Origin of the sequence: uncultured Campylobacter sp. (assembly GCF_937981295.1) — a bacterium.
Taxonomy (GTDB): domain Bacteria; phylum Campylobacterota; class Campylobacteria; order Campylobacterales; family Campylobacteraceae; genus Campylobacter_B.
This window is the reverse complement of the sequence record NZ_CALJPC010000059.1, coordinates 52322-67130: the sequence shown is the minus strand read 5'-3', so window position 1 is coordinate 67130 and position 14809 is coordinate 52322. Positions and strand designations below refer to the sequence as shown.

Here is a 14809-nt window from a genome sequence, read left to right as displayed (position 1 = left end):
CTGTTTCTTAAAAATTTAAGAGGCGCGGTAGCGCAATAAGTGCGCCGTAATCCCGCCCGCCCACACTTAGATTAAATTTTAAAATTTCGCCGCCTGCCACGCACGAAAACTCCATAATCCACCGCTAAATTTCGCTCGCAACAGGTCTAAGTTGCGCAGGCATAATCCGCCGCCCTACTTCCCGTCTAAATTTAAAATTTCGCTCGAAATTTCATCTATCGTCGCGTTGAAATCCTCCGCCAGCGCGCGCTTTAGCTCCTCTTTCGCCGCCATCATATCGCGCACGATCGCAGCTTCAAACTCCTCTCGATTGAGCGCCTCGTCGCCCTTGGCAAACGCAAAATCCAGCCCGAACCACGTAGCCACGGCAAACGCAGGCACGCACACCACCGCGCCCGGACCGCACACGAGCCCCGCACTACCGCTTGTCGCACTGGCGCCCGCCTTGGTAATAGTCTTCGCGCCCGTCTTGGCCGCAGTTTTAGCGAGGCTCTTGCTTATCAGCTTTGCGCCCAGCACGCCGCCCAGCGCCCCCAGCCCCGTCCCGCTCGCGCGATACGCCTTGCTTTTTAGGCTGAAGCTCTGCGTGACGTTGAGATCGATTTTCGCGCCGTATTTTTTGAGCGTAAAATTTAGCGAGCTCTCATAATTTTTGACGTTCGCCGCAGCGATTTTAGCGATATTTTCGCCAAAATCTTTCGGGAAGCTTTCGCTTACGAAGAGCGCAAATTTCTCATTCAGATACGCCCCCGCGTCATCGTCCCACACGCCGTGCCACAGCACCAGATAATCGCTCAGAAACGAGTAATTAAAATCCGCCATTTTCTGCGCGCTGAGCCTCGCGCCCTCGTCGTAAACGGCGTCGATGTAGCTATTCAGCGCAGATGCGGCGTTTGCCTCCGCGGCGAAGCGCGTAGCGTTTAGCTCGCCTCTTAGAACGTCCGCCTCGCGCGCGCTTAAGATCAGCCGCTCGCCGCTTTGCAGCACGATCTGCACGCTCGTCTCGACCGCGCTTTTGGGGCGCTCCGCCTCACCCCTTGCCGTGCGCGTCTGCGCGGCGCAGATCAAACACAACGTGACGTAGGCAAGCGCAAAGATCGTACCGCTAAAGCGCCCTATTTTGGGCGCGGACGTGGCTCGCGGCATAAAAAGCACGAAGGCGCAAAGATGCAAGATCGCGCAGTAAAAGAGGAAATCGCCCGCGCAGATCAGAAACAAAAGAGCGATTTTTAGCGCGCTAGGGCTCTGCGACAGCGCCAGCTCAAACAGCGCGTTTTTGTAAAATTTCAAAGCGTAAATTTCATTTAGCAGAGCGGATTTGAAGTGTACTTGCGGCGCGGTAGATTTTAAAATTTCAAAAATTTCAGGGATTGATGCAGAGCTTGCCGCGGAATTTTTGGCGGAATTGTCGGTAGCCATACTCGGTGCGGCGGAATTTTGAGTTAAATTTTGCGCTGCAGCGGAGCTAGTCGTAGAATTTTTAGCGAAGGTCTGCGGCGCTCTGACGGAGCCCGCTTTAAAATTTGCGGGCGAAGCAGTGAAATTTTTAGCAGCGTCCAGTGCGGACTTGACGGCATTATCAACCTTGGAATTTCCGACAACTATGGCAACGTTATTCGTCGCGGAATTCGTAGCGGATTTAGCGGAATTATCCGTAGCTAAATTTCCGGCCGGCGCGAAAGCGTCATTCCTTGCGGAGTCTTCGGCGGATGCGGCGTTGCGGGCAAGTGAAGTAAAATTTATCGCGGAATTTTGAGAGTGTGCGGCAGTATCTGCGCCGTCCGCAAGCCGCAAATAGGCTAAATTTATGGCGAAATTTACCTCTACGGCAAGCGCGGCGAGCAGCAAAATGCTAAGTTTGAGCGATAAAATTCTAGGATTTTTAATCTCTTTTAGGCTGAGCTTAAGCACCGCTAGGCGCATCAGAGCAAGAGCTGCAGGTAGTGCCGCGAGCATCACGAATAGCTCCGCGCCGCGCAGATCGGCTAGGCCTAGCGCCAAAGTGACGCTTAGGAGGATCGCGCCCGCGCAGGCAAAAACCCCGCTTATCAGCCTACCTCTAAAAATTTTAATCAAAGTCCCGCCGCTGCGAAATAGCGCCGCATTGGCGCGCTGCTTCGCCTCATAAAAAAAGCTAAATAGCACCCGAAATAGTGCGTAAGCCCAAAACGCCGCCAGCGCGCAAAAGCCCGCGTCACTGAAATCCTGCGCGTAAAGCGCGAAGCAAAAAACGCTAACGATCAGCGCGAGCCTAAGCGCTATTTCACAGATCCAGCGGCGCGTCGTCGTCATCGAGCCTGTTTGCCTCATTGATCTTTGGAATGCCCATCTCTTCGATATTTAGAGGCGGTGCGGGTTTAAATTTCGCCTCGTCCTCTTGCCGCTCCTGCGTCTCAAAAGGCGGCTCATCGCTATCGCCTCTTTCAAAATACGTAGCATCCTCTTGCTGCGTGTTCTTTGCGCCTTGCGATACGCCATCTGCACCTTGCCGCGCGCCTGTTGCGCCTGGAGATGTGTCTTTTGCGCCTCGCGGAGTGCTCGCTAAATTTTTATGCGCGCCCTCTGTTTGAGGCGCGACGCCGCCCGCTCTCGTATCATCTAAATTTTGTTCCTCAAATTCTTGCTTTCGCGGTGCGTTCTGTGCCGCGTGCCGCGCCTCTGCCAAGCCCTGCTCTGCGCTAAGCTTAGACTCGCCGTCTATCTCCTCGCCGTCCTGCGCACCGCTTTGACCGAAGCTAGGCATCTCATCAAAATCGATATTTACTCCGGAAATTCGGGTGCTGGCAGAGCTTTCATTTAAACTTACGCCGCTATTTTGCGCTTCGTTAAAATTTTGAGCTTCATTAAAATTCTGCTGCAAATTCTGCGCCGTATCGAGGCGCGGCGCAGTAGGCTCCTCAAAGCCTTGATCTTGCAGCTGCGAGACGTAGTCGAGATTGTCATTTTCGTTAAAGATCGCGCTCTCGCTGGGTTCACCGCCGAAGCTCGTATCGACGAAGCGGGTAAATCTGCCCTGAAAGCCCACCTCGATCGTCCTGCCCGCCTCGCCCGAGCGGTTTTTGCCGACGATGATTTCGGCTTTTTCCTGATAGTCGTTGCGCCTAAACACGGGCTCGCCCGCGTCCTTGCCCTCGGCCTCCAGCCGCGAAATGCGCTCGCGCTCCATCTGTTCTTTATAAACCTCGTCGCGATAGACGAAAAGTATGATGTCGGCGTCCTGCTCGATCGCGCCGCTTTCGCGCAGATCGCTTAGCATCGGGCGTTTGTTCGAGCGCGCTTCAAGCGAGCGGTTTAGCTGCGACAGCGCGATGATCGGGATGTTTAGTTCGCGCGCCAAGAGCTTGAGTCCGCGTGAAATTTCGGCGATTTGCAGGTGGCGCTCGGAGTAGTTGCTCGTGCTCGTCATAAGTCCGATGTAATCGATCACGCAAAGCTCGATATTGGCGTCCGCGGCTTTGAGTTTGCGCAGCTGGGTGCGGACTTGGTGGATGTTTACATAGCCGCTGTCATAGACGAAAAGCGGCATATTCAGCACCGCGTCGCAGGCGTCGTTGAAGCGCGTCCAATCGTCGTCGCTGAGCTTGGCGCTCATTATGTCGCTTAGCGGGATCGAGCTAAGCGCGCTTAGTATGCGATACATCAGCTGCACAGAGGGCATCTCGAGCGAGAAAAATACGACGCCTTTGCCGCTTTGCAGCGTTTTCATCATCAAATTTAGCGCAAAGGCGGTCTTTCCCATGCCGGGGCGAGCGGCGATTATGATGAGCTCGCCGGGCTTTAGCCCCTTCGTGCAGTCGTTTAGGAAACGAAAGCCCGTATCAAGCCCCACGAGCTCCGAGCCTGCGAGCGCCTTTTGGCGCTTGAGCTCCTCTACCACGTCAGCGATGATCTCGTGCGATTTTTTGATGCCACCGTGACGCTCCTCGTCAATGAGCTCGTAAATTTTGGAGCTGATTTTATCGGCGGTGTCCTTGCTGCGCACGGCTTCGTTTACCATCGAAGGGATCTCGTGCGCGACCTTGATTAGCGAGCGCTTGATCGATTTTTCGCGCAGCTCAAGCGCGTATTTTGGGGCATCGACTACGCCGCTGGTGGCTACGACCTCGGTAAATGCGCCATCGTCGTAGCGCTCGGCTAGCCATTTTTTAACGAAGCTCGGCGCGATCGGCTCGTTGTGCGAGGAGCACTTGACGATCGCCTCGTAGATGTCGGCGTGCGGCTTGTAGAAAAAATCGCCGACCGAGATTATCTCGCTCAGCTCGCCGTATGCGTCCTCGTTTTGCAAAAGCGAGCTTAAAATAGCGCGCTCCATATCCAGATCGTATAAATTTGCAGGCACATTCTGCTTCGTTGCCATCGCTTCCCCTCGTTTCGCGCGCTTTTGCGCGTCTAAATTTTAAGCTCTATAAAATCGTAAATTTTAATCCGCAGCCCCGGTTCGGCGCTTTTGAAAACCGATGCGGCTTTGAACGCCCGCCGCAGTCTTGGAACTATCGCAGCTTTGAAAATTTCACGCTTCCAAAAGCCCGCAAGGCTCGGAGCCTAGCAACCCAAAACCTCTCTAGATCAAACAGCTTGCGATCTTGAAAGCTCGCGCGATTTTGAAACTTAACGCTTCCAAAAGTCACACGATTTTAAGCCGCTGCGCTCTTATGCCGCACACACCGCGGCGATTTGAGGCTGCGCCCAAAGGCTGCCGCGACGGATTTAAAATTTTGAAATTTCATAGAGCTTGAAATTTCGCTAGGGCTCAGAATTCTTTAAAATTTTAAGCCCGCCTATTAAAATTTAGCGCTACAAGCTTGGGCATTAAATTTTGCGCCCAAGCTGCGGCGAGCGAACCTTTCTAAATTTAAACCGAAGCGTCGCGATTTGAAATTTTTCAAACGCCTTAAATAATGAGCCGAATGCCGTGGCATTTAAATTTAACGCTCGCCCGCTGTTTCGCAAAACAGTGCGTCTATCGCGATAAATCGCGCTAAATTTAACGCGGCTCGACTCCTGCGCCGTGCCTTGAAATTTCACGCCGCAAATTTAGCACCGAATCGCGAGGCTCAAATTTTAAAATAAAATTTCACGGCGAATTGCAAAGTTAAAAATTTCAAAATGAAATTCCAGAGCTAAAATTTAAATCCAAAATTCCAAGCCGCATTCCCAAAAGCTCAAATTTAAAAACGTTGCCCTAAAGATGAAATTTTAAAATTTCACGCCTCAGACGCGCTGCACCGATAAACCTAGACGAACCGCGGTGAGCCCAGCGCGCCGAAATACCAAACTGCGAAACTGAGCCGCGCGCCGTAGCGGCTTTTAACCGCTTTAACCGGCTAGACGCTCCGCAGCTCTCACGCTCCTTCGCGAGCCCGCACCTCGTCCTCGACCTCTTGCAAAAACCGCTCCACGAGCTTGCTCTCATCGAGTTTGGCGACCACTTCGCCGTGACGCATCACGATGCCGCGCCCGTTGCCGAACGCGATCGCCACGTCTGCGCCCTTCGCCTCGCCGATCGCATTTACGACGCAGCCCATGACGCTGATGTTTAGCGGCGTTTTGATATGCGCGGTTTTTTCTTCGACGATTTTGATCGCGCTTAGCAGATCACTTTGCAAACGCCCGCAGGTAGGGCACGAGATGATATTGACGCCGCTTTTTTGCACGCCCGCATCCTGCAGGATCGCGCGCGCGACGCGGATCTCCTCCTCAAGCTCGCCCGTCATGCTCACGCGCATCGTATCGCCGATCCCCTCCATCAGAAGTGCTCCCAGCGCGATTGCGCTCTTGATGCTCGCGTGAAATTTCGTCCCCGCCTCGGTCACGCCCAGATGAAAAGGATACTCGCATAGCGGGCGCAACGCGCGATATGCAGCCACCGTGCTCGGCGCGTCCGAAGTCTTAAGCGAGATCGCAATGTCGCTAAAGCCCTCATCTTCAAGCAGCGCGGCGTTATACAGCGCGCTTTGCACCATCGCCTCCACGCTGCGGCCGTATTTTTGCTCAAACTGCTCCTCGAGTGAGCCCAAATTTACGCCGATGCGGATAGGCAGGCTGCGAGCTTTGCACGCGCGCACGACCTCTTTGATACGGTCCCTGCCGCCGATATTGCCGGGATTGATGCGGATAGCATCGACAAACTCCGCAACCTGCAGCGCCAAGCGAAAATTAAAATGGATGTCCGCTACGATGGGAAGCGGCGAGCTTTTTTTGATGCGTGCGAGCGCGTCCGCATCCGCTTTATCGAGCACAGCGCAGCGCACGATGTCGCAGCCAGCGAAATACAGGCGGTTAATCTGCTCTAGCGTGCCCTCCACGTCCTTCGTTTTAGAAAAGCTCATCGACTGCACGGAGATGGGCGCGCCGCCGCCGATTTTGACGGAGCCGACGGAGATTTGACGGGTCGGATAGCGATTTTTCAAATTTAAGCCTTTAGAATTTTTTGCGCTATTTTATTCAAAACGGGGTTAAAATTTAATAATTCGCGCTCGCCACCCGCCGTATAATTTAACCCGCTGAATTTTGCTTTCGCGCCTACGAAAAATTTCATTTTGCCGCGAAATTTTAGCGAATAGAGCTCTATAAAATTCCGCCATCTAATAAAATTCTAAAAATTCCGGTAGCAAATAAAACTATACAAAATTTTATGGCAAGCGAAATTTAATAAACCACGTAGCCAAGCAAAATTCCGCAAACTTAGCAGGCAAGCGAAGTCCTGCGACATAAAATTACAAAATTAAGCTTTTGAAATTTCCGCGAAATTTTACCCACAGTATCGTCGCAGCGCTCACTCGCGCAAAACGAGTGCAGTATGGTTTATCCTAGCAGCGCGGCATGCAGCCGTGAAATTCAAAGCAAGTAGATGAAATATGAACATTCTATCTTTAATTGCAGCATTAGGGCATTGTTTCGCACGGCGGCAAAGCCGAAAAAAACGTCAGCCGTTCGTGTTTTGCACACCGCGCCAGTATCGCGATCTTATAGAGGCAGCAAAATTTAAACCGCCTACGCATATAAATTGCGCCGGCGTGCCGCCTAGGCTAGCGCACTAGCTCCATATTCACCTTGACCCTGCTCATCTTGTCCTGCAGCATATCCATCACCGACTCATTGCGCGACGAAGCGTCATCCGTCGGGGCTTCGTGCTGCTGCCACTTACTTTTCGGCGCGGCGGGGCCCCACTGCGACGAAAATATCAGCCCTCGCTTTTTCTCGGTCTCAGGCGCAGGCTCGTACGGCTGTGGAGCGGGCTTCGCCCAACGCTCATCATAACGCATCGCAGCACCTTGCCCTAGCGCATTACTCCGCTCCGGCGACGGTATTTTACCAAGCGCGCTACCGCCAGAGCGCCCTATCGCACGGCTAGAGCGAGCAGATGTGGGAAGATAGGGCGCGCGGGCATTTTGACGAGCCGTATACTTCGTGGCGCTCGAATGAGATGCAGCTGTATGCTCCATAGCGCCAGAACGAGTTGCACTATAGCCGTGGCGAGCTTGCGGCTGTGCAATTCGAGCCGTCGTTAATTTGCGAGCTTGTGCGTCTACGATTTTGCCAGTCTGCTCATCTGCGCCTCCGTGAGTTTGCGCGCTTGCATTTCTCCGCACATCTGCGCCTCTGTAAGTTTGCGCGGTATCGCGAGCGCTTGGCGCCTCGTCCTCATAGATACGGGTCTTTGGCAAACGCATCAGCGTCGCAACTAGACTCTTGCTAGCTTCATTCTGACTACTTGATTGATTGGCTGGGAGCCTAGATGCTTTATTTCTCGCAGAATGCGATGCGGAATTTTGTCCAGAATTTTTAGTAAAATTTTTCGCACTTTTTTGCGTGGAATTTTTAGCAGGATTCCCAAATGCACGTGTATTTTTTGTGAGCTTGGAATTTGAAAGACTTTTAGCATTTGTAGGTTTTTTAGCATGTGGCTCGGCAGAGGATCTTGCCGCTATATTTTTACTCGAATGATCTTTGGCTCGCAGATTTTGAGATGAAATTTTATATTTATGGTTCTGCTGCGCGGCGGTAGATTTATGGTTTTGCTGCGCAGCAAAAACGCTAGAGAAGCTCGTCAAAATGAACGCAATTAAAAAGATACGAGCTAAATTTTTCATCGTTTTCCTTTCTATGATTTTAGGCGAAATTTAGCAAAGCTTAGATTAAGCCGCGTTAAATTTAATGAGTGAGGCTATGAAATTTCAGCTCTAATTCCAAGCCGTATCGCCAAACAAAAGGCTAAGCTTTAAAAATTCCGCAGCTAGGATTCTGTTTGGTAATAGAATTTTATCACACTAAAAATATGACGCCACGAAAAAATTTTATCTTGTAAGCGTTTAGGTGGGATAGCTGAAAATTTTAAAGTTTTAGAATTCTGCGCTTAAATTTTGAGTGACAAGTCAGAATTTAAGGTAAAAAGCAAACTCAGATAAAGTTTTTAAATTTAAAGGATAATGCGGCAAAACCGTAAATTTGCGGTGAGATACGAAATTTATAAGATCATGCAGTGACTAAAAATTACACCGCTTAATCGCTAATTCATAATAAATCGCCGCGCCTTAGACATATCCAAAACGCGGCACATCTCATTTTACTGCGCATAGCAAAAATATCGCCGCGCATAAAGCATTTCGCGGCGCTGTAAAAATCTCGCAGCGCCGTTTCAATGGCATAGGAGCGCCGAATGACGCCCCCGCGGGACTACATCATTCCGCCCATGCCACCCATTCCGCCCATATCAGGCATTGGAGGCATTGCAGGTTTCTCCTCTTTAATCTCGCTGACGGTCGCTTCGGTCGTTAGAAGCAGGCTTGCGACGGAGACCGCGTTTTGAAGCGCGATACGCTCAACCTTGACTGGATCGATGATACCTGCCTCAAACATATTGACGTACTCGCCGTTTGCGGCGTTGAAGCCAAATTTTTTGTCTGAGCCCTGCTCGACCTTATTTGCTACGACACCCGCGTCAAATCCCGCATTCTCTGCGATCTGGCGAAGTGGAGCGAAAAGCGCGCGCTTAACGATGTCCGCACCGATAAGCTCGTCGCCGCTTAGAGCTAGTTTTACGCTAAGTCCCGCTCTGATTAGCGCAGCGCCGCCGCCGATTACGATACCCTCGTCTACGGCTGCTTTGGTTGCGTTTAGAGCATCGTCCACGCGGTCTTTTTTCTCTTTCATCTCGGTTTCGGTCGCAGCGCCCACCTTGATGACCGCAACGCCGCCACTAAGCTTAGCCATACGCTCTTGAAGCTTCTCTTTGTCGTAATCGCTCGTAGTCTCGGCGATCTGAGCTTTGATCTGCGAAACGCGCGCGTCGATATCTTTTTTCTTTCCCGCACCGCCTACGATGGTGGTGTTGTCTTTGTCGATCACGATGCGCTCGGCTTGTCCGAGATCAGCCATAGAAGCGCTTTCTAGCGTTCTGCCAAGCTCCTCGCTGATGACGGTGCCGCCTGTTAAAATCGCGATATCTTCAAGCATCGCCTTTCTGCGATCGCCAAATCCCGGAGCTTTGACCGCAGAGATGTTTAGCACACCGCGAAGTTTATTTACGACCAAAGTCGCAAGCGCCTCGCCCTCGATATCCTCGGCGATGATTAGAAGCGGTTTGCCGCTTTTTTGAACCTGCTCCAAAACCGGTAGCAGATCTTTTAAATTCGTAATTTTCTTATCGAATAGTAAAACCAGCGGCGAGCTAAGCTCAACTAGCATTTTCTCTGCATTTGTGATGAAATACGGGCTTAGATAGCCGCGGTCAAACTGCATTCCCTCGACAACGGTTAGCTCATCGTTGATCGATTTTGCCTCTTCAACGGTGATGACGCCGTCCTTGCCGACCTTCTCCATCGCATCCGCGATCAGATCGCCAACGGAGCTATCGTTGTTCGCAGAGATCGTAGCGACCTGAGCGATCTCTTTTTTGCCGCTTACTTTTTTAGAGGATTTTTTTAGTTCCTCGATGATCGCAGCGCTAAATTTATCCATACCGCGCTTAACTTCGATCGGATTTGCGCCCGCAGTTACGTTGCGTAGGCCCTCTTTAAAGATCGCGTGAGCTAGCACGGTCGCAGTCGTAGTGCCATCTCCTGCTTGATCGTTGGTTTTACTCGCTACTTCGCGCACCAAAGAAGCACCCATATTCTCTAGCGTATCTTTTAGCTCAATCTCTTTAGCCACGCTCACGCCGTCTTTTGTGATCGCAGGAGCGCCGAAGCTCTTTTGGATTAAGACATTGCGACCGCGAGGTCCCATCGTAACTTTTACAGCGTCGTTTAGCTTCCTAACGCCCGCGTAAAGCTTGTTTCTTGCGTCGTCTGAAAAAATAATCTCTTTTGCCATTTTCAATCCTTTTTATTTAATTATGCCTAAAACATCTTCTAAATTTAAGATAAGGTATTTCTTATCGTCTAAGCTGATCTCGCTGCCTGCGTATTTTGCAAACGCTACGGTATCGCCATTTTTGACGCCTTCACATTCGCTGCCGACGGCTACGATTTTGCCGGTCGAAGGCTTCTCTTTTGAAGCATTGTCGGGGATGATGATGCCCGAAGCGGTCTTTTTGGTTTCCTCCTCGCGCTCGATTAGAACGCGCTTGCCAAGTGGTTGAAATTTCATTTCAGTCCTTTCTTTGATTTGTGATTTCTAAAATTAGCACTCAATGTGTTTGAGTGCTAAGATTATATGCAAAATTTAAAATCTTGTCAATAGTTTATGAAAAATTTTTATAAAACTTTAGTGATTTAAACTCAAGTATTGAGATTTCAAACGTTAAATTTTAAGGGCTATAATACCCTCAAATTTTAAATTTTAAGGGGACGAAATGAAAATTTTCGGCATAATCGCAGGAATTTTAATCCTGCTTATCGTAGGCGCGGGCTGCCTATTTTTCAGCGATTTTGGCAACAATCTCACCAAGCCTTACGTAGAAAATTTGATCAAAGAAAAAAGCGGCCTTGACGTGAAGCTCGATAAATTCGATCTAAATTTCGGCGATTTGGATATTAGCGCCAACGTAAATGATGCTGCGAGCGTAAACGTAAAGGGCAAATACTCGCTTTTTGCGCGCTCCTTCGATCTTAGCTACGACGCAAACGCGCACGATCTAGCCAAGCTCGGCATAAAAATGGACGAAGAGCTAAGCCTTAAAGGGCAAATTTTAGGCGATCTTAGCAAATTCGGCATCAACGGCAGCGGGCGGATTTTTGATAGCAACGTAAAATTTTTAGCAAATTTAAAAGACCTTAGTCCGCTTGATCTACAAATCGACGCTAAAGCTCTAAACGTCGAAAAAGCCCTTGCCGTGGCTTCGCTACCGATATACGCCAAAGGAAATATCGACGTGCTCTCGGATATCAAAGCCGGTGGTAGCGGCGCAGAGGGCAACGCAAGCATCAAAAGCTCAAATTTGATCCTAAACGAATCTGCGTTTAAAGATATGAATATCTCCATCCCAAAGGGCGTGCAGATCACGTTAAACTCGGACATCACGGCGCAAAATAACGTCCTGCGAGCAGCAAGCAAGATCGATTCGACGCTAGGTAATATCAGCGCCGAAAAATCGGAATTTGATCTGAAAAGCAAAACTTTAAATTCCGATTTTAATCTGAACTTACCCGATTTAGCGAAGCTCGAAAGCCTTATCGGGCGCAAAATTTCTGGCGACGTTAAAGCAAACGGAAATTTAAAGACCGATTTTTCTACGCTTGAGCTTTCAAACTCGCAAATTTCAGCGTTTAAAGACGCGCTTAAAGCGGATGCGGAGGCTAAATACGATCTGAAAAACAAAAACGGCGAGCTGTCCGCGAAGCTAAACGCAAACGATCTGGCCGCGCTGCAAAACGTCCTGGGAGTGAAGCTGCAAGGCAAGGCAAACGGCGAGCTTAGCGCGGCTCTAGCGCAAAATGAGCTTAAAAATCTAAACTTAAATCTAAACGCGATGGGCGGCAACCTGAACGCGAACGGAAATTTGAGCGATCTAAAGCTTAAGGCGAGCAATCTAAATCTGGCCGTGCTTTCGGCTCTGTTTTACGGCAACGCGATCGGAAACGGCACGATAAACGGCGATGCGAAGTTAAGCTTAAAAGACGGCATTAACGGCACGGCGCAAATTTCGCTTGCTAACGGCGTGATTTTTAAGAAATTTTTAGACGGCGTGACGGACAAGAACTTCCCGAGCGATCTAAAAGCGGACGCGCAGGCGCAGACAAATATCAAAAACTCCGTCGCGACCTTTAGCGCTAGCGCGAACTCCGATCTAGCGCAGCTTCAGAGCTTAAACGGCACCTACGAGCTCAAAAACAAAGCGCTTAAGGCAAACTACGCGCTGCTGATCCCAAGCCTGCAACGATTCGAGTTTTTCTTAAATCGCAGACTAAACGGCAAGATTGCCGCGACCGGCGAGCTTTCGCACGACGGCAAGAGCCTGTTTGCGACCATAAATTCCAAGGTTGCGGGCGGTGAGCTGAACGGACAGATCGCGGGCGATGAGGCAAATTTTAAAATCCAAAATTTCATCGTAAAAGAGCTTACGACGCTTCTAAATATCGATCACGTCTACGACGGCACGGGCAATGCGAATCTTACGTATAATACGAGCTCGCACAGCGGCAAATTCGACGCGATCATCAACAACGGCCGCCTTCCTAGCGGCGGATTGATCGATAAAATCGGAAAAATTTTAGGTCGTGATCTAGGCGGTGAGGTCTATAACGACGCCAAAGTAAACGGCACGATCAAGCAAAATTTAATCAATTTCAACGCCGATATGAGCGCGCAAAAAAGCAAGCTAAACGTCACCGGCGGCACGCTGGATAGCAAAACTGGCGCGATTTCGGTGCCGGTTAAGGCAAACATCGAAAAAACCGATCTTGAAATAAACATCACCGGCACGATCAAAGAGCCGAAATACAATATCCAATCGGACTATCTAAAGGGCAAGCTCGACAAGCAGATCGGCAAGGGTATCGACAAGCTTTTCGGCGTGAAAAAGGACGATAATAGCAGCAAAAACGACGCGAAAAAGGAGAAATCAGACGTGGTTAAGGGGCTGATAAATGGGCTATTTTAGCCCATTCGCTCCCATTTGGCGCTTAAAATTTATGGATACTGCTAAACGAGCGCGAGATTTAAAATTTTGAAATTTTGAAATCTCGCGCAGTTTAAATTTTAAAATTTTATGCAGTTTAAAATTTAGAATTTTGCACTTGCCGGCGTAGCCGAAGCCTAAAAATTTTAAAGCAGGACGCGCACTGCTTATCAAAATTTTAAATCTCGTTTCGATCTGTATTTTAATGACGCCTCAAATTTATCGCCGCAGGCTTATCCTGCTCGCGCCGCTATCCGCAATGAAATGCACGCCGCAAGCCTAGCGCCTTTTAAAATGCTTCGTATCAATACTGAGCGCCGTGTTTTCAGCCTATCCGATGCTACTTAAAATTTCGCGGCGCAATGTTTATTGCAGTTGGCGCCATGCTTGATAAAATTTACCCGCCATAATCGCAAGAAAAATGAGCGTCAAAGCTCCAAATATCGTAGCTGTAAATTTATCATCCGTCGTAGCGTATTTGTCATATCTGAATTTCATCAGATACTCGCGCTGCTGCGGATCGATGCTTGCATTGTAATCCAAAAATAAGACCTGATATGCCGTGCCGCGACCCTGAAACGGAAACGGACGGCTTTGATACCAAGCTTTAACTCGCTTGCCTTCCAGCCATTCGTATGCGATTAGCGAGATAGAAGGCTTGATATTTACGCCTTGCCACTCGTCCGCTCCTGACCGCTTAAAATTAGCTTCAACAATTGCCGCATTGAGCAAAATTTTATTTTTATAAAAAGAGGTTAAGTTATCCGTATCGCCATTTAAAAAGACTTTGATAAATTTGCGCTCATCCGTAAAAATCTGCATATATTCGCGCCCATCATCGCTTCTGACATCCATGATTATTCCATTTGCGATTTTCAGATCATCTAAGCTTTTCGGATTCAAGCTAAAAAGAAATCCGTACCACATCGCCGCCAAATAAAATGCGATCATAAATAGATCGAACTTGCGATCTAAGTTATACCAAATTTCGCCGAGCTTCATCGATCATTACATTATAAGTTTCGCTGCAAGATACGCAATTTCACGGCTTTTATTATCGCGGGCTATATTCCTGCATCATCACCACGGGCAGAAACAGTACCGTTCCCACGATTATTATCGGCACAGCTACGATGGTGCTTATCGTATACAATAGGGCGTTGCCCTCGCAGCGTTCGGGCTTAACCTCGATGTTTGCCGGAATCGGAGAGCGCAGCCTATCGCTTGGCTTCATTATTTCGCTAAGATTTTTGATCTGCACGACGCGCGCATCGAAGTAGAAAATCGCTTCTATCTCGCCTTTTTTCTCATCGATTTCGATGCGGTTTGCTAGAGCCTTGATTTTGGCGACGTCTGCTCCTGTGGCAGAGTTTAAAAAAGCACTGAAGCTACCGCGCGCCTCGCCGTTTTTAGCATCGGTTACTTCGATCTTTACAAACTCGCGCTTAAGCCCTTTGGCGTATCCGCCGTCGTAAAATTCCGAGATTTTCTTAAGCGACGAGCCATCCGTCAGCACATAGCTGAGTTTCTCGCCTACGATGTATTCTTTACCGTCGTTTATGAAAAATGCCGTGATCTTTTCGGGCGTTTCGTTCGCCCCAGGCACTACGTTTTGTTTGCACTGGCACCCCACAAGCAGGACAGCTAGTAAAACTGCGATAAATTTTTTCATGATAATCCTTTAAAATTTTAAATTAGCGTATAAACTCCGTAACCAAAATTCTATCCCGAAAGAATTTCGGCCGCAAA

At 49.4% G+C, this 14809-nt stretch carries 9 protein-coding genes; 1 reads left to right on the top strand and 8 read right to left on the bottom strand.

Annotated elements, in window-relative coordinates; all coding sequences use genetic code 11:
• Positions 1–174 precede the first annotated feature (174 nt).
• From Q0135_RS04660 to groES, 6 genes are all read right to left on the bottom strand, one after another.
• A complete protein-coding gene (locus Q0135_RS04660; RefSeq protein WP_297988671.1) occupies positions 175–2310 on the bottom strand; it encodes a hypothetical protein in 2136 nt (711 codons plus the stop codon).
• Positions 2264–4357: a replicative DNA helicase gene (locus tag Q0135_RS04655; protein ID WP_297988669.1), complete on the bottom strand. Its 2094-nt coding sequence runs from the start codon at positions 4355–4357 to the stop codon at positions 2264–2266. Before Q0135_RS04655 ends, Q0135_RS04660 begins: the two co-directional genes overlap by 47 nt.
• 985 nt (positions 4358–5342) lie before the next feature.
• Positions 5343–6410 (bottom strand): flavodoxin-dependent (E)-4-hydroxy-3-methylbut-2-enyl-diphosphate synthase, encoded by a 1068-nt coding sequence (ispG, locus tag Q0135_RS04650; protein ID WP_297988668.1) that lies wholly within the window; start codon positions 6408–6410, stop codon positions 5343–5345.
• Positions 6411–7028: 618 nt separating this feature from the next.
• Positions 7029–8093 (bottom strand): hypothetical protein, encoded by a 1065-nt coding sequence (locus tag Q0135_RS04645; protein ID WP_297988667.1) that lies wholly within the window; start codon positions 8091–8093, stop codon positions 7029–7031.
• Positions 8094–8676: 583 nt separating this feature from the next.
• Positions 8677–10314, bottom strand: coding sequence for a chaperonin GroEL (groL, locus tag Q0135_RS04640; RefSeq protein ID WP_297988666.1), 1638 nt, complete (start codon positions 10312–10314; stop codon positions 8677–8679).
• 12 nt (positions 10315–10326) lie between these two features.
• Positions 10327–10590, bottom strand: coding sequence for a co-chaperone GroES (gene groES / locus Q0135_RS04635; RefSeq protein ID WP_005871710.1), 264 nt, complete (start codon positions 10588–10590; stop codon positions 10327–10329).
• A 205-nt stretch (positions 10591–10795) separates the two neighbouring features.
• On the opposite strand from groES, the gene Q0135_RS04630 reads away from it, so the two are divergent.
• Entirely contained in the window at positions 10796–13042 is a 2247-nt protein-coding gene (locus Q0135_RS04630; protein WP_297988664.1) for a hypothetical protein, read from the top strand.
• Positions 13043–13426: 384 nt separating this feature from the next.
• On the opposite strand, the gene Q0135_RS04625 is transcribed toward Q0135_RS04630, so the two are convergent.
• Entirely contained in the window at positions 13427–14062 is a 636-nt protein-coding gene (locus Q0135_RS04625; RefSeq protein WP_297988663.1) for a hypothetical protein, read from the bottom strand.
• Positions 14063–14114: 52 nt separating this feature from the next.
• Positions 14115–14732, bottom strand: a complete 618-nt coding sequence (locus Q0135_RS04620) for a hypothetical protein (RefSeq protein ID WP_297988662.1) — start codon at positions 14730–14732, stop codon at positions 14115–14117.
• Positions 14733–14809: the final 77 nt, after the last annotated feature.

Bases quoted from the DNA above. Each gene is read 5' to 3' on its own strand.
- Q0135_RS04660 (WP_297988671.1), bottom strand. From the start codon at position 2,310: ATGAGGCAAACAGGCTCGATGACGACGACGCGCCGCTGGATCTGTGAA.
- Q0135_RS04655 (WP_297988669.1), bottom strand. From the start codon at position 4,357: ATGGCAACGAAGCAGAATGTGCCTGCAAATTTATACGATCTGGATATG.
- Q0135_RS04645 (WP_297988667.1), bottom strand. From the start codon at position 8,093: ATGAAAAATTTAGCTCGTATCTTTTTAATTGCGTTCATTTTGACGAGC.
- groL (WP_297988666.1), bottom strand. From the start codon at position 10,314: ATGGCAAAAGAGATTATTTTTTCAGACGACGCAAGAAACAAGCTTTAC.
- groES (WP_005871710.1), bottom strand. From the start codon at position 10,590: ATGAAATTTCAACCACTTGGCAAGCGCGTTCTAATCGAGCGCGAGGAG.
- Q0135_RS04630 (WP_297988664.1), top strand. From the start codon at position 10,796: ATGAAAATTTTCGGCATAATCGCAGGAATTTTAATCCTGCTTATCGTA.
- Q0135_RS04625 (WP_297988663.1), bottom strand. From the start codon at position 14,062: ATGAAGCTCGGCGAAATTTGGTATAACTTAGATCGCAAGTTCGATCTA.
- Q0135_RS04620 (WP_297988662.1), bottom strand. From the start codon at position 14,732: ATGAAAAAATTTATCGCAGTTTTACTAGCTGTCCTGCTTGTGGGGTGC.